This window comes from Chryseobacterium electrogenes (assembly GCF_053553015.1).
This window is the reverse complement of the sequence record NZ_JBNPPB010000002.1, coordinates 1,940,925-1,966,469: the sequence shown is the minus strand read 5'-3', so window position 1 is coordinate 1,966,469 and position 25,545 is coordinate 1,940,925. Positions and strand designations below refer to the sequence as shown.

The following is a 25,545-nucleotide window of genomic DNA, read 5'->3' as shown; positions in this document are numbered from 1 at the left end:
TAATAAAATAGGACAAAATTGATTTGTTTTAAGATTCAGTAGGTTTAAATAATTCCTACTTTTTGCATGCAATTTTTCATTTTTCCGTAAGTTCTTTCGATATCATGATCTAAGCCGATTGAGAATCTAATTAATCCATTAGATAGCCCCATTTCTTGTTGCTCTTCTAACGGGATTTCTGAAGAAGTAGACGTTCCGGGTGCTGAGAATAGTGTTTTGTAAAATCCAAGACTTACAGCGAGATAACCGAGATTTTCGTTTTGCATAAGTTCCATCAATTCATTAGATTTTTCTAATGTACCAACATCTAAAGTCACTAATCCTCCAAAACCATAATTGGGTTGCATCATCTCTCTGAATAAATCATGGTTTTTATGTGATTTTAGCCCAGGATATTTTACGGTAAGTCCATCTTTTTCGAACTGCTCAGCGAGATAAAGCGCGTTATAACTGTGCTGTTTCATACGGATATGCAAGGTTCTAAGATTTTTTAAAATATTAGCGGCTCTTAGACTATCCATTGTTGGACCGAGAAGCATACACGCGCCAGAATTAACGTTTTTGAGATCATTAATAAATTCGGTAGAGGCACAGATTACACCACCAACTGTATCGCTACTTCCATTGATAAATTTGGTCAAACTATGGATGATAATATCTGCACCTAATAGTTTTGGAGTCACTGATAACGGAGAAAAGGTATTGTCTACAACTAATTTTAATTGATATTTTTTAGCAAGATCTGCCAATGCTCTGATGTCAGCAACTTCTAGTAATGGATTGCTAACGGTTTCGCAAAACAAAACTTTTGTAGATGAGGTTATTGCTTTCTCTACAGATTCTATATTGGTAATGTCTACAAAGCTGGTTTTGATGTTGTAATTAGGCAGAAAATTTTTCATGAAAGCATAAGTTCCGCCATAGATTGTTCTACTGGATACGATATGGTCGCCTGCATGGCATAATTGCAACAATACGCTTGTAATAGCGCCCATTCCGGATGCTGTAACATTGGCAGATTCTGTTCCTTCCATTTGTGCCAAAGCTTCTCCTAGATAGAGATTGCTGGGTGACGAATGTCTGGAGTAAAGGTAGCAACCATCTGTATTACCTTCGAAGGTATCAAACATTGTTTTTGCGGATAAGAAGGTGTAAGTAGAGCTATCCGAAATTGATGGATTAACTCCTCCAAATTCTCCAAAGTATTGTAAATCCTGAATATTATTGGCTGCATCGAAATTTTCCATAATTATTTATCATTTTCTTTACAAATTTTGCTTTAATTGATAATAATTACAATAGATGTATTAATATATAGAAAATAAAATTATAACTTTAGATAATTGTAGATTATATTATGTTACAATTAATCTTATTTAGTTTTAATTAGAAAATATTATGTTTTGGATAGTATAGATAGAAAATTATTAAATCTCTTGCAAGAAGATTCTAAACAGACGACTAAAGAATTGGCTAATAGTCTCAATCTATCAGTGACAGCAGTCTACGAAAGGATTAGAAAATTGGAGAAAAATAAAATTATCAAAAAATATGTTGCCTTAATCGATTATGAAAAGGTAAACCGTGATTTTGTCGTGCTTTGTCATGTTAAACTACTTCAGCATAAAAAAGAATATTTAATGCAGTTCGAAAAAGAAGTTATGCAGTTAAGAGAAGTCATGGATTGTTTCCATGTAAGTGGCGATTATGATTATATTCTTAAAATTGCAGTGTCTAATATTAAAGAATATAGACAGTTTGTAGTGACCAAATTAACGAGCTTGCAACATATTGGTAGCTCTCATAGCTCTTTTGTTATCGGCGAAATAAAATCGACAACCGCGATGCATCTATAAAAAACTGTCGTAAATTAAATGCTAAATACTATTTAAATAAAAACCTCATGGACAAAAAATCTATGAGGTTTAATTTAAAAAAGCTAGTATTCAAAACTGCCAGTCTGGCTACGGACCTACATATTCCTCCTATATTTTCCACCTACTTCAAAAAGCGCATTGGTAATTTGTCCAAGAGAACAGTATTTCACGGCATCCATCATTACGGCAAATAAGTTTTGCTGATTGATGGCTGCATGTTGTAAAGTTTTCAGAGCTGCTTCAGATTTGTCTGCATTTGCATTTTGGTAAGTCAATAAAAACTCAATCTGCGCCTGTTTTTCTTCCTCCGTAGAGCGGATTACTTCTCCCGGACGAACCGTTGGCGAACCGTCTTTTCCAAGGAAAGTATTTACCCCGATGATTGGATATTCTCCGGTGTGTTTCAACCATTCGTAGTGCATCGATTCTTCCTGGATTTTCGAACGTTGATACATCGTTTCCATTGCTCCCAAAACGCCACCTCTTTCTGTGATTCTGTCGAATTCTGTATACACAGCTTCTTCCACCAAATCCGTTAATTCCTCAATAATAAATGAACCTTGAAACGGATTCTCGTTTTTCGCTAAACCTAATTCTTTATTAATGATTAATTGAATCGCCATTGCTCGTCGCACAGATTGCTCAGTTGGTGTTGTAATTGCCTCATCATAAGCATTCGTGTGAAGTGAATTACAGTTGTCATAAATGGCATAAAGTGCCTGAAGTGTCGTTCTGATATCATTGAAATCAATTTCCTGAGCGTGAAGCGAACGACCCGAAGTTTGAATGTGGTATTTCAACATCTGGCTTCTTTCATCTGCGCCGTATTTCAGTTTCATGGCTTTTGCCCAGATTCTTCTTGCTACACGCCCGATTACTGAATATTCTGGATCAATTCCATTGGAGAAGAAGAAAGATAAATTTGGTGCAAAATCATTAATGTCCATTCCTCTTGACAAATAATATTCAACATACGTGAAACCATTTGCTAAGGTAAATGCCAACTGAGAAACCGGATTCGCGCCCGCTTCTGCAATATGATATCCTGAAATAGAAACCGAGTAGAAGTTTCTCACTTTTTCTGTGATGAAATATTCCTGAACGTCACCCATCAAACGAAGGGCAAATTCAGTGGAGAAAATACACGTATTCTGAGCCTGATCTTCTTTTAAAATGTCAGCCTGAACCGTTCCACGAACGGTTGCGATGGTTTTAGCTTTAATTTCAGCATAAGCTTCTGCAGGAATTACCTCGTCTCCGGTTAAACCTAATAATTTTAAACCTAAACCATTATTGGAAGGCGGTAATTCACCGTTATATTTTGGTCTTTCTAAACCTTTGTCATCAAATTTCGCTTTTAAAGCTTTTTCAACATTCGCTTCAAGATTATGTTCTGCAATATATTTTTCAACATTTTGGTCAATCGCAGCATTCATAAAGAAAGCCAACAACATTGGCGCTGGGCCATTAATTGTCATTGAAACCGAAGTCATCGCATTTACCAAATCAAATCCGGAATACAATTTTTTAGCATCATCCAATGTTGCGATAGAAACTCCCGCATTTCCGATTTTACCATAAATATCCGGTGGTAATGCTGGATCTTGTCCGTACAAAGTTACAGAGTCAAACGCTGTAGACAAACGTTTTGCATCCATTTCCGCAGAAACGTAGTGGAATCTTCTGTTCGTTCTTTCAGGGCCGCCTTCTCCTGCAAACATTCTCGTCGGGTCTTCTCCAGTCCTTTTGAATGGATAAATTCCTGCAGTGTAAGGGAAACTTCCGGGTAGATTTTCCTGACCTTTCCATTGGATGAGGTCGCCCCAATCGTTGTATTTTGGTAAAGCAATTTTTGGAATTTTGAGATGAGATAAAGATTCTGTTGAGGTTTCTACCTTGATTTCTTTTCCACGGACGAAATAAGAGTAAAACTCTGCTTTGAAAGCTTTTTTCGTATCGTCCCAGTTTTTCAGGAAATCGATATTTTCCTGTTGAAGATCTTTTTCAGCTTTTTGATATTCGGCATCCAAAGTTTCGTTGGAAAGGAATTTTTTTACACCCTCAATATGATACATTTTCCTTGCTAATTCGGCTTGTTTTTCAACATTGGCGTCGTAAATTCTATTATTTTCTACAATTTCTGATAAATAACGAACTCTTTTTGGAGGAATAATAGTTACTTCATCTGTAATTTCCTGTTCAACAAAACCTTGAAACTTTGGCGCATTGTCACCCTGAGCCTGTCGAAGGGTTTCGTTTACTTTTTCAACCAATCTGTTATAAAGTTCTGTTGTTCCGTGATCGTTGAACTGAGATGCTTTTGTCGCATAAACCGGCATGTCATCCAAAGGACTTTCCCACAACAAATGGTTTCTCTGAAACTGTTTTCTTACGGCTTGAAGCGCATCTAAAGCACCACGTTTGTCAGATTTATTTAAAGCAACTAAATCAGCGTAATCCAACATGTCGATTTTTTCCAACTGTGTAGAAGCGCCGTATTCAGGCGTCATCACATACATAGAAACATCAGCAAAATCTGAAACTTCCGAACCAGATTGTCCGATACCCGAAGTTTCCAAAATAATCACATCTGGATGCGCCAACTTCAACACATTCAAAGCAGAATGAATAAACGGAGAAACGGAAACGTTATTTTCCCTAGTCGCCATAGAACGCATATAAACTCTTGGGTCATTGATGGCGTTCATGCGAATTCTGTCGCCCAAAAGTGCACCTCCCGTTTTCTTTTTTGAAGGGTCAATCGAGATAATAGCAATCTTTTTACCAGGATTTGAACGGATAAAACGTCTTACCAACTCGTCCGTCAATGAAGATTTTCCGGCGCCACCAGTTCCTGTAATTCCGATGATTGGAATATTTAAGTTTTTTGATTTTTCGTCAATGGCTTTAACTAAATCTGGTTTTTCTTCGGAGAAGTTTTCAACAGCAGAAATGATTTTGGCAATGCTTGTAGAATTTTCAAAACTGATATTTTCTAAATCTGCCGCAGTGACTTCTTTTCCTGTTGGAAAATCTGATCTTTTAACCAAATCGTCTATCATACCTTGCAAACCAAGCTCACGACCGTCATCAGGAGAATAGATTTTATCAATACCATAATCCATTAATTCACTGATTTCTTCAGGCAGAATTACGCCGCCTCCACCGCCAAAAATTTTGATTTGTGGTGAGTTTTTTTCTCTTAAAAGGTCGTAGATGTATTTAAAATATTCGTTGTGACCACCTTGATATGAAGTTAATGCAATCGCATTGGCGTCTTCCTGAATGGCTGTGTTTACTACTTCTTCAGCAGATTTGTCGTGACCAAGATGGATAACTTCACATCCTGTTCCTTGGATCACACGACGCATAATATTGATGGCGGCATCATGGCCGTCAAACAAAGCTGCTGCGGTGACAATTCTGACTTTATTTTTTGGTGTATATTTTTGGTTTTCCATATTTATATTGAGTGAATTCTCAAATATAATAAATTAGTACGATAGGATAATATACTAGCTGGAACCAGTGAATTTAAAGGATAAATAGTGTTTGTTGACTAAGATTATATTCGTTTTTTTTACCTTTAGCTTTTAATTGAACAAGTAGAAATAAAATTTATGAAAAAATTATTCACTTCCGTTTTATTTGCGGTTGTTATCAGTGGAAATGCCTTTTCTCAACAAAAAACTTATTTTGACGAAAATTGGGAAGTTACTAGCAAAGATAAAATGGAGTTTTACCGAGAGAGTGCGAAGCAGGGTACTTTGACTCTAGTAAAAGATTTTTACAAGAATGGAACGTTACAGATGGAAGGATTGGTGTCTGATGCAACACCTGGCGCAGAAGTCTATGAGGGTAAAGTGACTTGGTATTATCCAGATGGTAAAATTCAGAATTTTGGGACGTTTGCAAAAGGAGTTCAGAATGGAGCAGCTCAATCTTTTGATAACAAAGGTAGATTAACAGAAGATGTTGTGTACGATGCAGAAGGTTTGTTTTCTGGGAAAACAACTGTTTATAAAGATACAGAATACGGAAGTGATAGTAACACGATTAGTGAGTTTAAGAATGGAGAACTTGCGCAATCTATTGTCTATGATGATGATATAAAAGGAATTAGACAGGAAACAATAGTCGACAAAAAAGGTAATACGGAAATAAAATTTTACGGCGATAAAGGTAAATATCTTGGCAGTAAAATCTATACATCAGATTATAAAATAAAAGGAATTGATGTAGCATATTATTATAATCCAATGCAAATTTCTAAATTTGAAAAATATGGAAATGACGGCGAAGTAAAAGAAGGTACTCTCTACGCAAGAAATGGAAAAGTTCTTCAAGAAGAAAAAAGAGATAAGAAAAGCAGCTATAAAAGAACTTACGACGAAAACGGAAAAGAAATAGGAGAGCTAACTTACAAAGCATTGGATGATAGTACTTACCAAAGTCCTTACGATGGTGTTGATTATCAGTATGATTACGAAAATACTTATTTTGTTAGTATAGATACTTACAAAGAAGGATCTGTAATTAATCGCAAAGCTTATGATGATAATGGGAAATTATCTAGTGAGACTTTCTTAGAAAATGATCAAGAGCAAAAAATTAATTATTATAATGAAAATGGCTCTCTTAAAGGTTCTTTGACATACAAAGATGGTGTTGCTTATGATGGTACATTGTATGATTATAATAAAGAACAGATCTATAAAAATGGTATATTGCAGGATTCTAAAATATTTTTTGAAGAAGGGAAGTTAATGTCTCAGAAGAAATTTTTGGTTTCCAAAAATCAATATGAAACCATTAATTATGATAATGATGGCAAGATTATTTTTAAGTTAACCCAAGGATTAGATTGGGAAGAAGGCTTTACGGCAGATATTGTACAATATGTTAATGGTAAAGCGGCTAATAAATCTGTTATTAAAGATGGATTATTACAAAGCGGTAAGATAAAAGTTAAAACATACGATCAGACTAGAGAATTAGAACGTAGCGGAAAGTGGATCATTATAAAAGTATACGACGAAAATCTAAAGCTAGTCCAAGAAAATAAAATCTTGATTGGTGACAATCAAGAAGGCACTTATTATGCTGCAGATGTATATATCCAAGAGGATCAACTGTTATATAGCGAATATTATTAATGAAAAGATCAATTATATATTTATTACTAGGAACTGTAATTAGTTTTCTACTCAATTATTTTGTGTCCGGAAGTGGCAATTGGAAAATAGATTTGTATTACGCATTTGCCTTTGGTTTAGGCTGGGGGATGGCATATTTTGTAGACCGCATCGATTGGCAATTACCAAAAAAAATGGGGTTTTCCTTTATAGGAGTTGCTATTTTGGTGATTTTGGGATTAGTATTTTTCAAGTTTGAAATAGCGATTCCGTCTATTATTAGATTCTCTACAGTTTTTGTTGCTTACTATCTAATTGCTAGCTTTAAAGAAAGCAAATCACTGCGTTATTGAGAGAATATTAAAGTTTTATAGTAGCTAATTATTAATTAAAAAAAAACAATCCAAAGTATACATTATACTTTGGATTGTTATATTATAGATACTGATGACTTTCAGTATTTTAGTGAAAATAAAGTGTTACTTACCAAAAATGCTTCCTAATAAGCCTCCCAATCCACCTTCTTTTGGTTGTTGCTGATTGTTGTTGTTACCAAGAACACTTCCTAGAATATCATTAAGAGGATTGCTAGAAGATGATTGTCCGCCACCGCCTAAAACACTTCCTAAGATATCGTTAAGCGGATTAGAAGCTTGTGATTGCGCTTGATTGGATGCGTTACCCAAAATACCACCTAATAAGTCTCCTAAACCTCCTGCACCAACATTATTTTGTTGTTTTTCTTTACCAATATATCCCATAATCACTGGAGCAAGCATCGCTAAAATTGGTCCGATTTTGTCCATCGAAATTCCTGTGTTTGCAGAAAGCTGATTTTCAACATTAGATTTATTACCACCGAAAATGTGATCTAAGATAGAGCTACCTTCATCTTGTCTGTTAACAGCTTGTGCGGGATCATTCAGGATACTTCCGTCGTGATCTTTGTCTAATGCGTTATTAAGAGCTTCTGCCTCTTTGCTATCTTGGGATTTTTTTCTAAGATAAGAGATAACCAAAGGTGTTGCTACAGCTAGTAGAGCAATAATTTGATTTTTACTAATCCCGAATTTATTTTCTGCCTGTTCTGCAACTTTATTGCTGGAGTTTCCTGTTAAAAGGTCTATTAGACTCATAGTGTTTTGATTTTTATTGTGTAGCCAAATTAACAAATTTTATACCGAAAAATAGTAATCTTAATACTCTTTTCTGTTTTCCTTATTTTCCCATTTTTCAAAAGCTAATATTCCTTCTTCTCTCAATAAAGGTATCATTGGGATTTTTCTCTTTTCTATTGGCAATGCAACTTCATCATAAATTAAAGAATCATCAAAGTTTATATCTTTAGCATCTTCGCGCGTGTTAGCATAGTATATTTTGTCTATTCTGGCCCAGTAGATAGCACTAAGGCACATGGGACAAGGTTCACAAGAAGTGTAGATTTCGCATCCCGACAAGTTGAAATCATTAAGATGCTGTGCTGCATTTCTTATAGCTACAACTTCTGCATGTGCGGTAGGATCATTGTTAATAGTGACTTTATTGCTTCCTTCTGCAATGATTTTTCCATTTTTTACGATGACGGCACCAAAAGGTCCGCCTCCAAGATCAATGTTTTCACATGAGCAAGCAATAGCTCTCTTCATGAAATTCTCTTTTTGATTCATAATTATAAGTTTAGAATCTAAAGATATAAAATCTAATTCTTAAAAATAGGAACGTTGCTGCAAGCTTCGCCAAACATTAGCGTCTTTGCAATTGGCTTCAGTTGTTCTACTAACTCTATGTAAGCATTGTTGGGTATTTCTTCGTCAGAGCAACCTTTTACCAAAACACGTTTATCTTTTAACTTAGAATAATCATAAGTTTTTATAGCGTTGTGCATCAATAAAACATTAAGATCTTCTCTGCTCCCAAAAACAATTTTCTTGGTAACATCTGTTAATCTAGCTGAGATCAAAAAATAAGCCCATAATGGGATAATGGTATCTTCAGAACAAAAGACATATACAAAAGTATCGCGATACTGTTCTATATCTATATTAGCAATTTTTTCTCTGTAGTCTTTCTCGCGTAGGATAAGACCTTGGTAAAGAAAATCCTTAAGGTCTATGCCTAATTTTTGACCTTTTGGCATCAAGCTAGAAAGATCAAAGTTAACTAGACTGGTATTTTCAGCAACTTTATTACGGATCTCGAATTCGTTGGACATTTTATTATTTTTATCTTTACACAAAATTAAGTTAAATATACGGTTATTAAAATTAAAAGTCTTCGGTTAAATGCAAGATGTTAATTGATATAATCTAAAAAACCTTTACACGACGTTGAAATATTATTTGATAGCTGGCGAAGCTTCTGGAGATCTGCATGGTTCTAATCTTATGAAAGCTTTAAAATTAAAAGATCCAAACGCAGAATTCCGATTTTGGGGTGGAGATCTTATGCAAGCACAAGGCGGTAACATGGTAAAACATTATCGAGATCTTGCTTTTATGGGCTTTGTAGAGGTTGTTCAGAATCTAGGAACTATTCTTAAAAATATTAAAATTTGTAAAAAAGATATCCAAGAACATCAGCCAGATGTTTTGATTTTGATTGATTATCCCGGCTTTAATTTAAGAATTGCCAAGTTTGCAAAATCATTAGGAATAAAGGTTGTTTATTATATTTCTCCACAATTATGGGCTTGGAAAGAAGGTCGAGTAGAAACGATCAAAAAATATGTGGACGAGATGTTGGTGATCTTGCCTTTCGAAAAAGAATTCTATCAAAAACATCAAGTTAATGCTCATTTTGTAGGTCATCCGCTTTTGGATGCTATATCGGGATTACAACCTGTATCCGAGGTAGATTTCAAAAAAGAAAATCAACTTAATGACTTACCTATTATTGCATTATTGCCAGGTAGTAGAGAGCAAGAAGTTAAGAAAATGTTAGAGTTAATGCTATCTGTACGCTCTCATTTTAAAAATTATCAATTTGTAATTGCGGGTGCTCCAAGCTTACCGAAATCTTTTTATCAACAATTTGTAGATGAAGATGTACATTTTGTATCTAATAAAACATATGATTTGCTTCGGGTTTCTAAAGCAGCGTTGGTGACTTCTGGTACGGCAACTCTAGAAACGGCATTACTCAATACACCAGAAGTTGTGTGCTATCGTAGTAGTAAAATTTCTTATGAAATTGCAAAACGTCTTGTAAAACATATCAAATATATCTCACTTGTTAATCTAATTATGGATAGAGAAGTGGTGACAGAGTTGATCCAAGATGATCTTAATACGAAGAATTTAGTTTTAGAATTAAATAAAATTCTAGAGGGTGATTCTCGTGAAAAAATGTTAGCTAGTTACCAAATATTAAGAGAAAATCTTGGAGGAAGTGGTGCAAGTAATGTTGCAGCAGATATCATATTTAACATAAAATAATTTTTACGCTTCGAGTTCTGAAATTCATTATTTTTAGTTTAACACAATTAAAATAATGAAAAATGTCAAAACAACCTTTACTAATAATGTTGTTGGTCTTTTGTTTTGGGATTTTTTCTCAAGATTATTTTTCTTGGGATATTTGGGTGTCTATTTCTGTGTTAGTGGTTTCGTTTTTAGGGCTAATTCTTTTAAGATTTAAAATTGAAATTCTTGTAAGACTAAAAAATTATTTGCTTGGTTTTTTCTTTTTTGGATTAGGATTGTTTTGTCATTGGCAAAACTCCATAATTCCTGATTTGCCCAAAATTGAAAAGCCAAAACAGATGGTTGTTTTTCAATTAAAAAAGAAGCTTAATAGCAACAAAAAGAATCGCCGTTACGAGATAGAAATTCTAAAAGTACAATCTTTACCGTCTGATAATTTTACTGCTTTTCTGTCGATTGTAAATATCCCGAAAGATCAGTCATTACTAGATTTTGAGCATTATTATCAGGCTGAGGTTTATATTAATCCTGTCAAAAAAACATCAGCGGATTTTCAATTTGATTATTATAATTATCTGTCTAGGCAAGGTATTTATTTTCAAACTTATATAAAAGGCGATATTTTGAGCCAAAGTAAATTGCAGATTTCTTTGAATGATCTAATCAAGCAAAAAAGACTTGCTACGCTTATAAATATTAATCAATCTTCTCTACATCCGAGAAATAAAGAGTTCTTGAAGGGAATTATTCTTGCCGATCGTACAGAGATGGATGCTGAGATGGTTCAGGATTTTGGGAAATCTGGGTTGATGCATTTTTTAGCGATTTCTGGATCGCACATGGCAATAATTTTCTGGTTAATATTAATAATTATAAAGCCGATTTTCTCATATAAGAATAGAAAATTGCCAATAATAATTACGTTGATACTAATTTGGATGTTTGCTATTTTTATAGATTATGGCAGTTCTGTTGTGAGATCATGCATTATGGTTACAATGTATTATATGATGGTAATTTTACAAAGAAAACCAGATTTGTTACATTCTATGGCGGTATCTGCATTTATTATTTTGATAGTTGATACACAACAATTGTACGATGTAGGATTTCAGTTAAGCTATCTAGCTGTATTTGGTATTTATTGGCTAAATCCAATTATTCTTAAAAAGTTTAGAAAGCCAAAATATAAATTAGAGACCTTATTTTACAGTATTGTAAGCATCTCTTTGTCGGCGCAATTAGCAACATTACCTTTGGTTTTATACTATTTTCATCAGTTTTCGGTTGTATCTATCATCGCAAATTTGGTGGTTCTTCCTTTTTCTGAGGTTGTTATTATATTTTCAATCATAATGGTTATTATGTATTCTTTCAATATTTATTGGAGTTTTGTTGATGTTGTTTATGATTTTTTTATTGACTGGCTTCTTAAGTTAATTCATTTTTTTGCATCATCTGACTCTTTTTATCATGATAATATTAGTTTTGGATTGGTTGAAGTTTTGATTTGTTTGTTAGGATTTTATTACTTGAGAGGATTTATCCAGAAGTTTACCTATAGAAATATCATCAATTTATCCTTCGTTATTTTGCTGTTCTTTGGGGTTAGAATATTGATTAATTTCTATTATGCTAGAAAAGATGAAGTTGTTTTAGTTGAAAATTTTAAAGATAAAATCTTGATTATAAAAGAAAAAGAACAAGTTTTATTTATTATTAAGGATTCCATTAAGGAAGAATATTTGCGGAAATCAGTCATTAATCCTTATTTAACAGCAAGAAGAGTAAGTGATTATAAAGTGATTTCTACAGAAAAAGGCGTGACAACCATCATCTATAATAAGCGAAAATATAATCTTGATAACGACCGAATTCATAATTAACACAGGTTTATTTAGAAAGATTACAAACTATTGAATTGTGACATTTCTCACTCTCGTATCTATTAACATTTTTTTAACTTTGTGCGTATTCAAATAATTTAAGAATTATGGCAGGATTTTCCTCTACTATCGGTAGAAAATATGCAATGGCATTATCAGCAATGTTTTTGCTGGTTTTCTTAGTGATGCACCTTTTTACAAATATGCTTTCTGTATTTGGAGAAGATGGTCCTTTTAACGGCGCTTCGTATTTTATGGGCTATAACCCAATGATACAGTATCTTATGCAGCCGGTTTTAATTTTTGCGGTTTTTTTCCATTTTATTATGGGATTTATTTTAGAAGCAAAAAATAATAAAGCTAGACCTGTAAAGTATGCTGTTAATGGTGCTGCAGCTAATTCTTCTTGGATGTCAAGAAATATGATTATCTCTGGATTAGTTATTTTATCATTTTTGGTACTTCACATGTATGATTTTTGGTTTCATGAGATGACTTACAAGTATGTGCCTGGTAATGGTAATGCGCTTGATATGACAAGATTCTGGGGAGAGCTTCATGCTAAATTCGAGAGTCCTCTTAGAGTGGCTTTCTATGTGGTTTCATTTATTCTTTTAGGATTGCACTTATCACATGGTTTTCAGTCATCTTTTCAATCTATTGGCGCGAGACATCCAAAGTACACACCTATTATTAAAGCATTTGGAACTTGGTATTCTATCTTGATTCCATTTGGATTCATTTTTATCGCATTATTTCACTTTGTAACTCAATAATATCAATATAATTAGAATGAGTAATTTAGATTCAAAAATTCCAGGAGGTCCGCTTAAGGATAAGTGGAGTAATCATAAAGACCACATGAACCTTGTTGCGCCTAACAACCGTGATAAAATTGATATTATTGTTATTGGTACAGGTCTAGCAGGAGGTTCTGCAGCAGCAACTTTAGCTGAGCAAGGTTATAATGTAAAAGCATTTTGTTACCAAGATTCTCCAAGAAGAGCACACTCTATTGCCGCTCAAGGTGGTATTAATGCTGCTAAAAATTATCAAGGTGATGGAGATTCTACTTATAGATTATTTTATGATACTATAAAAGGTGGAGATTATCGTGCAAGAGAGGCTAATGTCTATCGTCTTGCTGAAGTTTCTGCTAATATTATTGATCAATGTGTAGCACAAGGTGTTCCTTTTGGTCGTGATTATGGTGGGCAATTAGATAACCGTTCTTTCGGTGGTGTTCAGGTAAAAAGAACATTCTATGCCAAAGGACAGACTGGTCAACAGTTATTATTAGGTGCTTATTCTGCATTGAGCCGTCAGATTGGTAAAGGTAGAGTTAAGATGTATAACCGTCACGAGATGTTAGATCTTGTGATTGTTGATGGTAAAGCAAGAGGTATTATCTCTAGAAACCTTGTAACAGGTGAGGTAGAGAGACATTCTGCTCACGCAGTTGTTATCGCTTCTGGTGGTTATGGTAACGTGTATTTCCTATCTACTAATGCAATGGGATCTAACGTTTCTGCTGCATGGAAAATTCATAAAAGAGGTGCATATTTTGCAAATCCTTGTTATGTACAGATTCACCCGACTTGTATTCCTGTTCATGGGACACAACAATCAAAATTAACTTTGATGTCAGAATCTCTTAGAAACTCAGGAAGAATTTGGGTTCCTAAAAAGATTGAAGATTCTGTAGCGATAAGAGAAGGTAAGTTAAGACCAGAAAGTATTAAAGAAGAAGATAGAGATTATTACTTAGAAAGAAGATATCCTGCATTCGGTAACTTAGTACCTAGAGACGTTGCATCTAGAGCTGGTAAAGAAAGATGTGATGCTGGATTTGGTATAGAAAATAATGATACCAAAGAAGGTGTATATCTAGATTTCTCTACAGAGATTATGAAGAAGGGTAGAGAGTCTGCTACCGAAAAACATATACACAATCCAACAGAACAACAGATCTATGATCTTGGTAAAGCTTGGATTGAAGAAAAATATGGTAACCTTTTTGTTATGTACGAAAAGATTACTGCGGATGATCCTTATAAGACTCCAATGAAAATTTACCCTGCAGTACATTACACAATGGGTGGTGTATGGGTAGACTATAATTTACAATCTACAATCCCTGGATGTTTTGTTATTGGAGAAGCTAATTTCTCTGATCATGGAGCTAATAGATTAGGAGCTTCTGCATTGATGCAAGGTCTTGCAGATGGTTATTTTGTATTACCTTATACTATTGCTGATTATCTTTCAGCAGATATTAGAACGGGTGCTATCCCTACTAATTCTGAAGAATTTAATGTAGTAGAAAAAGAAGTTAATGATAGAATCAATTTCTTTATTACTAATAATGGTACTCATTCTGTAGATCATTTCCATAAGCAATTAGGAAACATTATGTGGAATAAAGTAGGTATGGGAAGAACACCAGAAGGTCTTAGAGAAGCGATTAAAGAAATCGAAGAAGTAAGAAATGATTTCTGGAAGAATGTAAAAGTACCAGGAGATGCTAATGAAATGAACCCAGAGCTAGAAAAAGCACTTCGTGTGGCTGATTTCTTAGAACTAGGACAATTAATGGCAATAGATGCACTTAATAGAAACGAATCTTGTGGAGGTCACTTCCGCGAAGATCACTCTACGCCAGATGGAGAAGCAGAGAGAGATGATGTTAACTTTAAGTATGTAGCTGCTTGGGAATATAAAGGGACAGACATCAATAACGAAGCTATGCACAAAGAAGACTTAGTGTATGATAATATTGAAGTTAAAACCAGAAGTTACAAATAATCTCCAACCAATAAATATACAATTATGAGTGCAAAAAAAGGCTTACATCTTACGCTGAAAATTTGGAGACAAAAAAATAGTAAAACCAAAGGTCAGTTTGACACCTATAAAATATCAGATGTATCTACAGATTCTTCATTCTTAGAAATGTTAGATATCTTAAATGAAAATTTAATTAACGAAGGCAAAGAACCAGTGGCTTTTGACCACGATTGTCGTGAAGGAATTTGCGGTATGTGTTCTCTTTATATTAATGGACGTGCACATGGTCCAGACACAGGTATTACAACATGTCAGTTGCACATGCGTCATTTTAAAGATGGCGAAACTATCGTTATAGAACCTTGGAGAAGTGCCGCTTTTCCTGTAATTAAGGATTTAGTAGTAGATAGAAGTGCTTTTGATAGAGTAATGGCTGCAGGAGGATTTATTTCTGTTAATACTTCTGGTAGAACGACAGATGCTAACAATATTCCTGTGCCTAAAGAAGATGCAGACAAAGCAATGGACGCAGCTGCATGTATCGGTTGTGGTGCTTGTGTAGCAACTTGTAAAAATGGATCTGCAATGCTTTTTGTTGGTGCTAAAGTATCTCAATTTGCCTTATTACCACAAGGTAGAGTAGAAGCAACAAGAAGAGTTCTTAGCATGGTTCAGGCAATGGATGACGAAGGCTTTGGTAACTGTTCTAACACAGGAGCTTGTGAGATAGAGTGCCCTAAAGGAATTTCTCTAGAAAACATTGCAAGAATGAACAGAGAGTTTGCAGCAGCAACGCTAAGTAGTTCTAAATAAATTTTAAAATTGAATTTTAAATATAAAAATAGCCTTTCAGGATTTTCTGAAAGGCTATTTTGTATTATAAATCAAAAACGCTAGGGCGCTTTGTGACAACACAATCTTTTATCCATAAAGTAAAAGCTAAACCGAGATAAAATAAAAAGAAAATCCCAGCTGTAGCAAAGGTTGAATAAATGAAAAATACCCGCAATTTAGAAACAGGAATTCCTAGTCTACTACCCATTCTAGTTAAGACTCCAAACCATTCTCTCTCAAAGCGATGTCTTATGTTACTCATTTTGTTTTAGAATTTTTAATCCGATACCGCAATTTAAGCATTTTTTATGGTTGCAAGAATTTTTATAATGGTATAATAATGATTGCGATTCTAAAGTGTTATTAGATTTTATCCCAAGATTTTTCCAATGGTCGATAACATTATTCTTTTCAGGTTTTAACGATTTATAAAACTCAATAATATCATCATTAATGTCTTCTTTTTGTAGATCAAGCCAATATTTTAACGGCAAGATTGCATTAATAATGATTATTTCTATAAAATCAGAACTTAATTTCTTTTCTAATTTGTCTCCTGATTCTTTAGCGAAATTATAATGATTATCCCAGTAGTTGCTGGTTTTAGTATTTTCGAAAATAGATTTTAATTCTCTAATACTTTTGTCTGCTTTAATTTTAGAAAATAAATGTGGCTCGTTATAATACAATTGTGACAATTGAGATAATCTAATGGTAGGGAAATTAGGAGGTCGTAACTTAGAAAACTTAGGACTAATGGTTATAGAGGATAACTGATATTTTGACTTTAAAAAATCAAATTCTCTCTTCCATAGTAACATTTGAGCATCTGCAGGATTATCTAACCAACCAGCAATCCCGAAAAATAAAGCTTCTAAAGCGTTAGGATTTTGTCTTATTTTATTAATAATGTTAAAGTCTATACTTTCTGCAATTTGCTTAAAAATTTCTGCATTAACTTTTAACCCGAATGCATATGCCAAATTTGAAAATAAGACCGCTTCATAATTATTTTTTAGATCTGTGAGTTGTTGCTGTATTTCTGAAGACTTGTCGTTAAGTTTTTTAAGTATATTTTCTTCATGAAAAAATAATGGTATATAGCTTTTTCGTACTAATTCTTCACATGCAATAAAATGGCTCTTCTCTATGTTCAGTTTTTGATAGCGTAGTATAACGCTTTCGTCAATGTAATTTTTGAGTTCTAGAGTTGGGATGTTTTTTGATTCGATATTCTCTAGGCTGGTATCATTTTCAAAAACGACATGCAGTATTATTTTCTGGTAGTTAGAGTCTTGGTCATGTTTATGAAGAGTCCAATCGGATGTTTTTACATGTAATTCTATATTTCCGACGAAGATTATATCTTGGTATTTTATTTTTGCAATTAGAAAATCTGGACCCTGATTGTAATTCCATTGTCCAAAATCTATTATTTCTATAGGAAAGCCCTTCGTGCAGACAAAGTTGTAGTTTTTAAATAGCTTCTTATCCCATAATAATTGCAAAATACTTTCATTAACCATGATAATTATTTATAACTCTAAAATACAATTTTTTAAGAGTCGTAACTTTTTAAAGTTAATATTTTAACCACGCAACATAGCCAAGGCTCTACTTTTTACTTTGCCAATACTTCATTATAAAGGTTAATGTATTGCGGAATTATATTTTTGATATCAAAAAGTTCTGCATTTTCTTTGGCATTTTGTTTCATTGTCGCCAATAAGTTCTGATCAGAAAGAAGTTGTTTAGCATAATTTGTCATTGCTTCTACATCGCCAATATTAGCAACAAAACCTGTTTTTCCGTGGATGTTAACCTCTGGTATTCCACCTGCATTACTACTGATAACAGGTACGCCCGCAGCCATAGCTTCTAAAGCTGCAAGTCCAAAGCTTTCTTGCTCTGATGGCAATAAGAATAAGTCGGCTAATTTTAGTATTCTGTAAAGCTCATTAACTTTACCAAGAAGTCTTATTTTACTTATTAGCTCTGGGTTTTCTGTAAGGAAACAATTGATTTTTTCCATATCTGGACCTTCGCCAATTATTATTAATTTGCAATCAATATCCTTTTCTACATTTTTAAAAATTTCTAATACATCTTCAATTCTTTTTACAGAACGTAGATTAGAAACGTGTATCAGAAGTTTTTCTTCAGGCTTGGCAAATTGGTCACGACAGCACGTACTTTTATCAATAAATAAGCTGTTGTCTATAAAGTTGGTAATGACTTTAATTTCTTTTTTAATATTGAAATTTTTAAGTGTATTTTGTTTTAAACTTTCAGAGACAGAAGTAATCGCTTCAGATTGATTAATTGAGAATTCTACTGCTTTATTATAAGTAGGGTGCTGTCCTACTAATGTGATATCTGTCCCGTGAAGCGTTGTAATTAATGGGATATCTTTGCCGTCTTCTTTAAGCATTTGTTTAGCATAAAAAGCACAATAAGCAAAAGGAATAGCGTAATGCGCATGCAGAATATCTAGATCATATAAGCTAACAACTTGATAAATTGTTGATGATAATGCAATGTCATACGGAGGAAACTTGAACAAAGGATAGTTCTCTACTTGTACTTTGTGGAAGAATATATTAGATCTTGTCATATCTAATCTCGCAGGTAGATTAGAACTTATGAAATGAACTTCGTGTCCTTGCTGAGCCAGAATCATGCCTAATTCTGTCGCAACAATCCCGCTTCCTCCATAGGTTGGGTAGCATAATATTCCTATTTTCATTGTTTTATTTTCTGAGTCCAATTTATTGTTTTTTTATTGAAAAATCTATTGCTTTAACCAATCTTTATTATTGATAATAGAGATTAGATTAATGGATAAATTATAATTTTGAAAGAATTGAATTTTACTTGTGACCTAAGTCTTTTCCTGCTCCAGCTTTCCATTGATCATTTACCAAAACAGGTAATCTTCCTGAGATTTTTGATTTTCCAAAGAGAGCATTAACAGATGCTTTTTGTGAGTCTGAATTGTTTTCGTAAGATAGAACAACAGTAGATATATTGTCTGTATTAAGATCACGAAGCGCATAAGGACTGCCAAAAACATCCAAAACTATATTTTGATTTTTTGCTAATTCGGTGATTATTTTCTTTGATTCTAGAGAAATTTTATAAGGTTTGTAAGCTGTAGAATTATCTTTATGGATCCCAATAATTACTTTAGAGTTTTTAGGAATGGTATTGATCTCGGTTGGTTTAACAACTTTTATATTACCTCTAGAGGCTAATTCTGTAGAAAATGTTGTTGATGGTGCTTCTTCTAATGCTAAATAATAGGTAGTTTCTGTAGCCGTTAAAGGTAATAATTGCTTGTCATCTTTAAGAAGTGTTATCGCATTTTCATATAAATTCTGAACTAAAACTTGATGAGAATCATTGATGAGATCATTGTCAATATTAGTGGGATCTATCGGTTGATATTTTGATAAGCCCAAATAATATTTGGTTAATAGAATCTTTTTAACACTTTCTTCAACTCTTTTTGGAGAGATTTCACCTTTGATAATTGCTTCTTTAATTAATCTTTTACCTTCTTTTACACCCTGTGAAAATAGCATGATATCATTACCAGCTTTAAAGGCTAAAGCATCTAATTCTCCAGGTTTGTAACGATTAGCAACCGCGCCCATATTAAGAGCATCGGTTATTATTAATCCTTTATAACCTAGTTTTTCTTTTAATAATCCTGTGATTATTTTTTCTGAAACAGATGCCGGAATACCTTTGCCATCTTCCAGTGCCGGAACATATAAATGTGCCACCATTACACCACCAATACCTTCATGCATTAATGTTTTGAAAGGTGCTAATTCAATTTCATTTAGACGATCTAAGTTGTGAGAGACTACTGGTAAATCAAGATGAGAATCTGTGTTGGTATCACCATGACCAGGGAAGTGTTTTATAGCTGCCAATACATTATGATCTTGTAAACCTTGAGAATATGCAAGAGCTTTTTCTGTAACATTATCAACTGTAGAACCAAAAGATCTATTGCCAATAATAGGATTATTAGGATTGGTATTGACATCTACAACGGGCGCAAAATCCCAGTTAATTCCCATTCTTTTGCAATCTTCGGCAATCTTCGCTGCCATTTGGTATATTAAATTTTTATCCTGAATAGCACCTAAAGTGATTGCCCAAGGGAATTTATAGGCTTTTGCAATTCTTTGATACACGCCCCATTCTGCATCCATCCCAATCATCAAAGGTATTTTTGATTTTGATTGAAATTCATTAACAAGATTAATCTCCATAGTGGCATCATCTTGCATTAAAATTATACCGCCAATTTTTTCTGTTTCTACAAGGTTTCTTACAGTATTAATATGTGACAGGTCTTTGTTAGTATAAAGTGCTACGATAAAAAGTTGTCCCAATTTATCCTCGTCTGATAAAGATTTGTAAGTATTATTAACCCATAATTTAGCTTCTTTTTTATCTTTTTCTGATATGTTTTTTGGAATATATTGCGCTTGCGAGTATATTGCAGAAAAAAATATTAAAACCGGAATTAACCTTTTTATCATTTCTATATCTAATTTTAAATTGATGATAAAGATAAAACCTTATAATTAATAAATAAAGGTTTTATGGTACAATTTTGGTTGATTACATTTAACGATTAAAATCTGAAAATTATGAAAATTACTATGAAAAAAATGATTCCCCTTTTGTTGTTAGCTTTTGTTGGGTTATTTACATTAAGTTGTGAGAAAGATAGAGAAGATACTACAGTATATTCTACCGTGTATGATCTTAATAGGAGTTTTAAATATGATGCGGCTACAGGAAAAGGAACTATTAACGAAGCTTTTGCTAAAACTTTAGGAAATGGAGATTATGTATTGATGTTTATTAAAGCAGATGTAACAAAAGATGGATCTCCAATCTGGGCGCCAATGCCAAGAACAGAATATCCTACTGTAGAAGGTAAGCAAGAAGAAGTAGATCTAGATTTTGATTATTCTGTGCATGATTTCAGCGCCTATGTTTCTGGGACTTATGATATAAGAAAAACACCAGAATTTCTTAATAATGTAACCTTAAGAATTATCTTTGTGCCAGGGGTTAAAGGTGCAAGTGCTAAACAACAACAAGGAGATCTTAGTAAATTATCTTATGACCAGATCATCAAAAAATTTAATATCAATGATTCTAAAGTGATTAATCTTTAAGAATCATTCTTACCAACAAAAAAGAGAGTTAACTATAAGTTGACTCTCTTTTTTTGTTTTTTTATACTAAATGATTTTTATAAATCATTCTCATCTTTAAGTAAATGACCAAAGAAATCTTTTTTTGTTTTAAGATAAGAAGCACTTATTTCATTAGCTTTTATTTGCAACGGAATTCTAGAATTAAGAATAATATCGCTCTTCTCAACAAATTTTATTTTCTCAGGATTATTAGTTAATAGATTAATAGATTTAACGTTTAAGATCTTTAAAATATCAATAGCAACACCAAAATCCCTATCATCAGCAGGTAATCCCAATTGTAAGTTAGCCTCCACAGTATCATAACCTTTTTCTTGCAATGCATAAGCCTTTAGCTTATTGATAATACCAATGTTACGTCCTTCTTGTCTTAGATAGATGATAATACCACCATTTTGATCAATATATTGGAGCGATGCATCTAATTGCTGACCACATTCACATTTTTTAGAATGGAAGACTTCTCCCGTAATACACTCTGAATGGAAACGTACGTTAACCACATCATCCATATTTGTTTTATCAGATATAATGGCGAGATGTGGCATCCAATCATTTTCATTTTCAGAAATTGCCAACATCTTAAATTGCCCTAACTCAGTAGGGACATTAGCTTCAGCTTGTATTTTTAACATGATCTTTACGTAATTTATTTAGAAACAATACCATCTTTGCTCTCTTTTACATCGATAGCTTCTAAAAGGTTGATATTTGTTTTGATCTTCACAAGATATCGGTTAAGAACTTGATCATCGTCTGGATGGATGTACTTTCTCAGTTTCTGAATTTTTTTATAACTACTCTCAAAACGCTTAATAGATTGTTCTTTCTCGTTAGAGCCATACACTTGCAATGCATTAAGATAATCTGTAAGATGTTGTTTTAAGTTTTTAATTTCAGAGTTAAGTGCATCATTTTTAAACTTTGGAAAGGTAGAAATCAGATTGGAAATCGTAGAAGCATAGCTTATCTTATCTGGTGATATACTTCGTATAAAACTAGGAGAAATTTCTATAGAATTATTATCAGAAGTGATATTAGATTCTGTAGAGCACGAAAAAATAAGTATAAAACTAAAGCCTATTAACAGCTTTTTCCAATATGCTATCATTTTTGCAATTTTTGATAAAGGATTGGATTAAGAGACTCGTCGTTGTACATTTTCATTTGCTTATAAGTCTTCATCTTAACATTCCCGTTTTCAATATCTTGCAATAATTGGTTGATGGCAGTAGATAAATCTTCATGTTGTTCTAACAAAACATTTAGTTTATTACTACATTTCAGATGATGATCTTCAGAAGCATCTTTACGATTTACTTCTTGGCTCATGTGGTATATCTTTAATGCTAAAATAGAATATCTGTCTACAGCCCATGCAGGTGTTTCAGAATTAATTCTTGCATTAGAATTAGCCTTGATGTCTTTATATTGATTAAGAAACCAATCGTCGATAAACTCAACAAGATCAGTTCTTTTTTGGTTAGAAGCGTCTATTGTTCTTTTCAGTTTTAGAGCTTCTACGGGATCAATATTTTCATCACGAATAATATCTTCTAAATGCCATTGTACGGTGTCAATCCAATTCTTAGAGTACAAAATCCATTCCAATGTATCTTTTTGGAATGGATTATTCTCTATGGTTTCTACATTATCGGTAAGGTGATAATCTTCAATTGTCTTATTGAAGATAGACCAAGCTAATTCTGTGAACTTCATTTTTTATCTCAAAAACTATGCGTTAGTATTATTAGAGTCTGACTTGTTATCAGATGTTTTTTTATCATCTTCTTTAACAGCATCTTTAAATTCTTTAATACCAGATCCCATACCTTTCATTAATTCAGGGATTTTTTTTCCTCCGAATAGCAAAACTAAAATCAATGCAACAATTAGAATATGTTGCCATGATAATGATAATATAACTAGTGAATTAATCATTTTTTAAATTTTATACAAAGTTAATCTATTTTTTAATACGATACCCAACCAAGTGGATCAACTGCTGTTGTACCGTTCCAAACTTGAAAATCTAATGTGTAAGAGCCATCCAGACCTGTTGCAACATCTCCTATCTGTGTGCCTGCAGAGACCTGCTGATTGGCTTTTACATAACTTTTGGAGATGTTAGAGTAGACTGTGAAATAATTACCGTGTTTTATAATTACGGTTTTTGTATCACCATCTACTATTCTTGTAACAATACCAGGGAAGACACAACGTGCTTTTGTACCAGGACTTACCGCGATTTTTATCCCACTATTGTCTTCATATATTCCTTTGAAAACTGGGTGCTCTTGACGTCCAAATCTGTGTGTAACTTGACCTCGGTCTACTGGGAAGCCTATTTTGCCTTTATTTTCTGCAAAGTTACTGCCAGCAGCGGTGCTACCAACATCAAAAGCTCGCATGGTTTTAACTTCTGCTGCTTTCTTTTCTTCGTCTTTTTTCTTGTCCAGTGCCGCTTCTGCCGCTTTGGCATTAGCTAATCTGTCTGCCGCAATTTTTGCTTTTGCATTGGCTTCTGCAGTTTCTTTTTCTGCTGCTATTTTTCTCGCATTAGCACGAGCATCAGATTCGGCTTTAATAGCTTCATCAGCTCGTTTTTTTTCGTCTGCAGCTTTTCTTGCTGCTAATTCTATGGCACGTTTGTTCTCTTCTTCTGCTAGTCTCCGTTCTCTTTCTAGAGCATCAGCTTTAGCTTTATTTTCTGCATCAATACGAGCTTTTTCTTTTGCAGCTGCTATGAGAGCTAGTCTTTTTCTTTCTTCTTCAGCTTTACGATTGGCTTCTTCTTTGGCTTTGGCAATTCTTATTTCTTCATTAATAATAGCCTTAATCTGGCCGTCCAAAGCTTTTTGTTGCTGTTGTTTTTGTTTAAGTTCTGCAACGAGGCGAGATTCATTTTGTTTAAATTCTTCTACCAAAAGTTGTTTTTGTTTTCTTTCTGCCTCGATAGTGATAAGATCTTTCTTTTGGGTTAAAAGAAGATTGTCTTTTTCTGTCATCGATTTTTGCTTGTTAGCAATGTTTTTTAAGATTTCATTGCCTTTGGCAGTTATTTCTGCTGCTTTTTTATCTTGATAATCAGAATATTGTTTTAGATATTGCACACGACGAAGTGCTTCTCCCATATTCTTGGAAGAAAGGATAAATGTTACTTTATTCTGTACGCCTTTATTTTTATATGCCTTAATCAATATATCTGAGTAATCTTTTCTAAGTGTAGAAAGCTCTCTTTTGTTTTTATTGATTTCTAGCTGATATTTATAAATATCATCTTCTATAAAACGCTTTTCTTTAAACGTATTATTATAAGCTTTTTCGCGCAATCCTAGCTTTTGATTAACAGCATTAAGATAGCCTAATGACAGTTTTCCTTCAGTTTTTGTCTTGGATAGATCAGAATTGATGGTTGCAATCTGCTTTTTGATTTCGGCATTTTGCTTTTGTAACTGTTCTTTAGTGTTTTGGCCGAAAATGCATCCGAAAAATAAGATACTTGTAACGAGACTAATCTTCTTTATCATTTAATAACGGTCTTTTTATAATTATTAGGGACAGAATAACTTGTGTCCATTTTAGAAAAATCAAATTTCGTGTTTTCGATTAAAATTTGGTCTGTTTTATTGCCTTTTATAATTATTTTAACATTTTTTGGAAAGCGATATTTCTCCACATTTTGCCAGTTTTCGTAGTTGATATTAAGGATATCGTTAGTGCTTATGTTCTCTAACTGTACGCTGGTAAGATCTTGTTCGGGAGAATAGTTAAGGCTAATATTGTATTCGCTTGTTTTTCCATCAACAACTATTTTTTGTGTAGATTTTGATGTTAAAGTAAAGCCTTGAGCGTTTTGAGTGAGTGTGAAATCTTTTTCTTTTATAGGAATAAAAGTTTTGCCTATCAATAAATTTTGAAGGGCATTATAATCTATAAAGTCTACTTTTAATAATTGGTTGAGATAACCAAAATCAGAGTCTATGTAAGTCTTGTTATAGGATTCATAGCCTTTTACACCAGAAGTTGTTGCGATACCACGACCAACATTAAAAAAGAGGGCGGAGAGATTCATCCATACTTTTTGACCGTTTTCTATATAAATAGTTGCATTAAGCGTTGGGATGAATCGACCTGTCTGTACATCTATTTTGCTATTGATTTTAACTTGGTCAAAATCATTTTTTTTCATAATAGATCGGTAGAAGTCACTATTATTAACAGCTTCTGTTGCGCTAATAGGATTGTTACTAGCTTCTGTACTTTTTGTCTGGACCTTGCAAGATACCAATGCAATGGAAGCAAGTATTAGGATTATGTTTTTTTTCATGACTTCAACTCTTTGTAGAGGATTT

24 protein-coding genes are annotated in these 25,545 nt (G+C 33.3%); 9 read left to right on the top strand and 15 right to left on the bottom strand.

Going from position 1 to position 25,545, the window contains the following annotated elements; translation table 11 throughout:
* Positions 1 to 44: 44 nt before the first annotated feature.
* Complete coding sequence (locus tag ACQQ6V_RS09030) at positions 45 to 1,247, bottom strand: aminotransferase class I/II-fold pyridoxal phosphate-dependent enzyme (RefSeq protein ID WP_448845196.1); 1,203 nt, start codon at positions 1,245 to 1,247, stop codon at positions 45 to 47.
* A 156-nt stretch (positions 1,248 to 1,403) separates the two neighbouring features.
* Between ACQQ6V_RS09030 and ACQQ6V_RS09025 the strand changes: the two genes are divergently transcribed.
* The gene (locus ACQQ6V_RS09025) at positions 1,404 to 1,856 is read left to right on the top strand and encodes an Lrp/AsnC family transcriptional regulator (protein WP_448845195.1); all 453 of its coding nucleotides are present in this window, start codon (positions 1,404 to 1,406) and stop codon (positions 1,854 to 1,856) included.
* Between the two features lie 116 nt (positions 1,857 to 1,972).
* On the opposite strand, the gene ACQQ6V_RS09020 is transcribed toward ACQQ6V_RS09025, so the two are convergent.
* Complete coding sequence (locus ACQQ6V_RS09020; RefSeq protein ID WP_448845194.1) at positions 1,973 to 5,338, bottom strand: methylmalonyl-CoA mutase family protein; 3,366 nt, start codon at positions 5,336 to 5,338, stop codon at positions 1,973 to 1,975.
* Between the two features lie 159 nt (positions 5,339 to 5,497).
* Between ACQQ6V_RS09020 and ACQQ6V_RS09015 the strand changes: the two genes are divergently transcribed.
* Entirely contained in the window at positions 5,498 to 7,033 is a 1,536-nt protein-coding gene (locus ACQQ6V_RS09015) for a membrane-binding protein (RefSeq protein ID WP_448845193.1), read from the top strand.
* Positions 7,033 to 7,365, top strand: coding sequence for a hypothetical protein (locus ACQQ6V_RS09010; RefSeq protein WP_448845192.1), 333 nt, complete (start codon positions 7,033 to 7,035; stop codon positions 7,363 to 7,365). Before ACQQ6V_RS09015 ends, ACQQ6V_RS09010 begins: the two co-directional genes overlap by 1 nt.
* A gap of 126 nt (positions 7,366 to 7,491) precedes the next feature.
* Here ACQQ6V_RS09010 and ACQQ6V_RS09005 read toward each other — a convergent pair whose 3' ends face one another.
* From ACQQ6V_RS09005 to ACQQ6V_RS08995, 3 genes are read right to left on the bottom strand one after another with little or no spacing between them, the layout of a single operon-like run.
* A complete protein-coding gene (locus ACQQ6V_RS09005; protein ID WP_448845191.1) occupies positions 7,492 to 8,148 on the bottom strand; it encodes a DUF937 domain-containing protein in 657 nt (218 codons plus the stop codon).
* Positions 8,149 to 8,208: 60 nt separating this feature from the next.
* Positions 8,209 to 8,679, bottom strand: a complete 471-nt coding sequence (locus ACQQ6V_RS09000; protein WP_448845190.1) for a nucleoside deaminase — start codon at positions 8,677 to 8,679, stop codon at positions 8,209 to 8,211.
* A 32-nt stretch (positions 8,680 to 8,711) separates the two neighbouring features.
* The gene (locus ACQQ6V_RS08995; RefSeq protein WP_448845189.1) at positions 8,712 to 9,224 is read right to left on the bottom strand and encodes a DUF2480 family protein; all 513 of its coding nucleotides are present in this window, start codon (positions 9,222 to 9,224) and stop codon (positions 8,712 to 8,714) included.
* 115 nt (positions 9,225 to 9,339) lie between these two features.
* Here ACQQ6V_RS08995 and lpxB point away from each other — a divergent pair, with 115 nt between their 5' ends.
* The 5 genes from lpxB (at position 9,340) to ACQQ6V_RS08970 (ending at position 15,920) form a co-directional block, all read left to right on the top strand.
* Entirely contained in the window at positions 9,340 to 10,446 is a 1,107-nt protein-coding gene (gene lpxB, locus ACQQ6V_RS08990) for a lipid-A-disaccharide synthase (RefSeq protein WP_448845188.1), read from the top strand.
* Positions 10,447 to 10,508: 62 nt separating this feature from the next.
* The gene (locus ACQQ6V_RS08985; RefSeq protein WP_448845187.1) at positions 10,509 to 12,320 is read left to right on the top strand and encodes a ComEC/Rec2 family competence protein; all 1,812 of its coding nucleotides are present in this window, start codon (positions 10,509 to 10,511) and stop codon (positions 12,318 to 12,320) included.
* A 107-nt stretch (positions 12,321 to 12,427) separates the two neighbouring features.
* The gene (locus tag ACQQ6V_RS08980) at positions 12,428 to 13,096 is read left to right on the top strand and encodes a succinate dehydrogenase cytochrome b subunit (protein WP_448845186.1); all 669 of its coding nucleotides are present in this window, start codon (positions 12,428 to 12,430) and stop codon (positions 13,094 to 13,096) included.
* Between the two features lie 16 nt (positions 13,097 to 13,112).
* On the top strand, positions 13,113 to 15,125 hold the full coding sequence (locus ACQQ6V_RS08975) for a fumarate reductase/succinate dehydrogenase flavoprotein subunit (protein ID WP_448845185.1): 2,013 nt from the start codon (positions 13,113 to 13,115) through the stop codon (positions 15,123 to 15,125).
* A gap of 24 nt (positions 15,126 to 15,149) precedes the next feature.
* Entirely contained in the window at positions 15,150 to 15,920 is a 771-nt protein-coding gene (locus ACQQ6V_RS08970) for a succinate dehydrogenase/fumarate reductase iron-sulfur subunit (protein ID WP_448845184.1), read from the top strand.
* Positions 15,921 to 15,984: 64 nt separating this feature from the next.
* Here the strand turns inward: ACQQ6V_RS08970 and ACQQ6V_RS08965 are convergent, their stop codons facing one another.
* The 4 genes from ACQQ6V_RS08965 to ACQQ6V_RS08950 all read right to left on the bottom strand — a co-directional run bounded on the left by ACQQ6V_RS08965 (position 15,985) and on the right by ACQQ6V_RS08950 (position 20,500).
* On the bottom strand, positions 15,985 to 16,203 hold the full coding sequence (locus tag ACQQ6V_RS08965; protein WP_448845183.1) for a PspC family transcriptional regulator: 219 nt from the start codon (positions 16,201 to 16,203) through the stop codon (positions 15,985 to 15,987).
* Complete coding sequence (locus tag ACQQ6V_RS08960) at positions 16,196 to 17,467, bottom strand: DUF2851 family protein (protein ID WP_448845182.1); 1,272 nt, start codon at positions 17,465 to 17,467, stop codon at positions 16,196 to 16,198. The genes ACQQ6V_RS08965 and ACQQ6V_RS08960 overlap by 8 nt, the downstream gene beginning before the upstream one ends.
* 95 nt (positions 17,468 to 17,562) lie before the next feature.
* Positions 17,563 to 18,687, bottom strand: a complete 1,125-nt coding sequence (gene bshA, locus ACQQ6V_RS08955; RefSeq protein ID WP_448845181.1) for an N-acetyl-alpha-D-glucosaminyl L-malate synthase BshA — start codon at positions 18,685 to 18,687, stop codon at positions 17,563 to 17,565.
* A gap of 124 nt (positions 18,688 to 18,811) precedes the next feature.
* Positions 18,812 to 20,500: a glycoside hydrolase family 3 protein gene (locus ACQQ6V_RS08950; RefSeq protein ID WP_448845180.1), complete on the bottom strand. Its 1,689-nt coding sequence runs from the start codon at positions 20,498 to 20,500 to the stop codon at positions 18,812 to 18,814.
* Between the two features lie 111 nt (positions 20,501 to 20,611).
* Between ACQQ6V_RS08950 and ACQQ6V_RS08945 the strand changes: the two genes are divergently transcribed.
* Positions 20,612 to 21,148, top strand: a complete 537-nt coding sequence (locus ACQQ6V_RS08945) for a hypothetical protein (protein WP_448845179.1) — start codon at positions 20,612 to 20,614, stop codon at positions 21,146 to 21,148.
* Positions 21,149 to 21,225: 77 nt separating this feature from the next.
* Here the strand turns inward: ACQQ6V_RS08945 and ribA are convergent, their stop codons facing one another.
* The 6 genes from ribA to lolB1 are packed head-to-tail and all read right to left on the bottom strand — an operon-like array spanning position 21,226 to position 25,520.
* Positions 21,226 to 21,825 carry a GTP cyclohydrolase II gene (gene ribA / locus ACQQ6V_RS08940; protein WP_448845178.1) on the bottom strand — a complete coding sequence of 200 codons (600 nt, stop codon included), beginning with the start codon at positions 21,823 to 21,825 and terminating at the stop codon, positions 21,226 to 21,228.
* A gap of 14 nt (positions 21,826 to 21,839) precedes the next feature.
* Positions 21,840 to 22,301 carry a hypothetical protein gene (locus ACQQ6V_RS08935; RefSeq protein ID WP_448845177.1) on the bottom strand — a complete coding sequence of 154 codons (462 nt, stop codon included), beginning with the start codon at positions 22,299 to 22,301 and terminating at the stop codon, positions 21,840 to 21,842.
* On the bottom strand, positions 22,298 to 22,909 hold the full coding sequence (locus ACQQ6V_RS08930; protein ID WP_448845176.1) for a DUF4254 domain-containing protein: 612 nt from the start codon (positions 22,907 to 22,909) through the stop codon (positions 22,298 to 22,300). Before ACQQ6V_RS08930 ends, ACQQ6V_RS08935 begins: the two co-directional genes overlap by 4 nt.
* Before the next feature lie 15 nt (positions 22,910 to 22,924).
* Complete coding sequence (locus ACQQ6V_RS08925) at positions 22,925 to 23,131, bottom strand: Sec-independent protein translocase subunit TatA (RefSeq protein WP_448845175.1); 207 nt, start codon at positions 23,129 to 23,131, stop codon at positions 22,925 to 22,927.
* Positions 23,132 to 23,163: 32 nt separating this feature from the next.
* Complete coding sequence (locus ACQQ6V_RS08920) at positions 23,164 to 24,720, bottom strand: murein hydrolase activator EnvC family protein (protein ID WP_448845174.1); 1,557 nt, start codon at positions 24,718 to 24,720, stop codon at positions 23,164 to 23,166.
* Positions 24,717 to 25,520: a lipoprotein insertase outer membrane protein LolB1 gene (lolB1, locus tag ACQQ6V_RS08915; RefSeq protein WP_448845173.1), complete on the bottom strand. Its 804-nt coding sequence runs from the start codon at positions 25,518 to 25,520 to the stop codon at positions 24,717 to 24,719. Before lolB1 ends, ACQQ6V_RS08920 begins: the two co-directional genes overlap by 4 nt.
* Between the last annotated feature and the right edge of the window lie 25 nt (positions 25,521 to 25,545).

Bases quoted from the DNA above. Each gene is read 5' to 3' on its own strand.
- ACQQ6V_RS08975 (WP_448845185.1), top strand. From the start codon at position 13,113: ATGAGTAATTTAGATTCAAAAATTCCAGGAGGTCCGCTTAAGGATAAG.
- ACQQ6V_RS09015 (WP_448845193.1), top strand. From the start codon at position 5,498: ATGAAAAAATTATTCACTTCCGTTTTATTTGCGGTTGTTATCAGTGGA.
- ACQQ6V_RS08945 (WP_448845179.1), top strand. From the start codon at position 20,612: ATGAAAATTACTATGAAAAAAATGATTCCCCTTTTGTTGTTAGCTTTT.
- ACQQ6V_RS08930 (WP_448845176.1), bottom strand. From the start codon at position 22,909: ATGAAGTTCACAGAATTAGCTTGGTCTATCTTCAATAAGACAATTGAA.
- ACQQ6V_RS08925 (WP_448845175.1), bottom strand. From the start codon at position 23,131: ATGATTAATTCACTAGTTATATTATCATTATCATGGCAACATATTCTA.
- ACQQ6V_RS08950 (WP_448845180.1), bottom strand. From the start codon at position 20,500: ATGATAAAAAGGTTAATTCCGGTTTTAATATTTTTTTCTGCAATATAC.
- ACQQ6V_RS08920 (WP_448845174.1), bottom strand. From the start codon at position 24,720: ATGATAAAGAAGATTAGTCTCGTTACAAGTATCTTATTTTTCGGATGC.
- ACQQ6V_RS09000 (WP_448845190.1), bottom strand. From the start codon at position 8,679: ATGAATCAAAAAGAGAATTTCATGAAGAGAGCTATTGCTTGCTCATGT.
- lolB1 (WP_448845173.1), bottom strand. From the start codon at position 25,520: ATGAAAAAAAACATAATCCTAATACTTGCTTCCATTGCATTGGTATCT.
- ACQQ6V_RS09005 (WP_448845191.1), bottom strand. From the start codon at position 8,148: ATGAGTCTAATAGACCTTTTAACAGGAAACTCCAGCAATAAAGTTGCA.
- ACQQ6V_RS08985 (WP_448845187.1), top strand. From the start codon at position 10,509: ATGTCAAAACAACCTTTACTAATAATGTTGTTGGTCTTTTGTTTTGGG.
- ACQQ6V_RS08965 (WP_448845183.1), bottom strand. From the start codon at position 16,203: ATGAGTAACATAAGACATCGCTTTGAGAGAGAATGGTTTGGAGTCTTA.
- ACQQ6V_RS08970 (WP_448845184.1), top strand. From the start codon at position 15,150: ATGAGTGCAAAAAAAGGCTTACATCTTACGCTGAAAATTTGGAGACAA.
- ACQQ6V_RS09010 (WP_448845192.1), top strand. From the start codon at position 7,033: ATGAAAAGATCAATTATATATTTATTACTAGGAACTGTAATTAGTTTT.
- ACQQ6V_RS08995 (WP_448845189.1), bottom strand. From the start codon at position 9,224: ATGTCCAACGAATTCGAGATCCGTAATAAAGTTGCTGAAAATACCAGT.
- ACQQ6V_RS09030 (WP_448845196.1), bottom strand. From the start codon at position 1,247: ATGGAAAATTTCGATGCAGCCAATAATATTCAGGATTTACAATACTTT.
- bshA (WP_448845181.1), bottom strand. From the start codon at position 18,687: ATGAAAATAGGAATATTATGCTACCCAACCTATGGAGGAAGCGGGATT.
- ACQQ6V_RS08980 (WP_448845186.1), top strand. From the start codon at position 12,428: ATGGCAGGATTTTCCTCTACTATCGGTAGAAAATATGCAATGGCATTA.
- ACQQ6V_RS08935 (WP_448845177.1), bottom strand. From the start codon at position 22,301: ATGATAGCATATTGGAAAAAGCTGTTAATAGGCTTTAGTTTTATACTT.
- ACQQ6V_RS09020 (WP_448845194.1), bottom strand. From the start codon at position 5,338: ATGGAAAACCAAAAATATACACCAAAAAATAAAGTCAGAATTGTCACC.
- ACQQ6V_RS08960 (WP_448845182.1), bottom strand. From the start codon at position 17,467: ATGGTTAATGAAAGTATTTTGCAATTATTATGGGATAAGAAGCTATTT.
- ribA (WP_448845178.1), bottom strand. From the start codon at position 21,825: ATGTTAAAAATACAAGCTGAAGCTAATGTCCCTACTGAGTTAGGGCAA.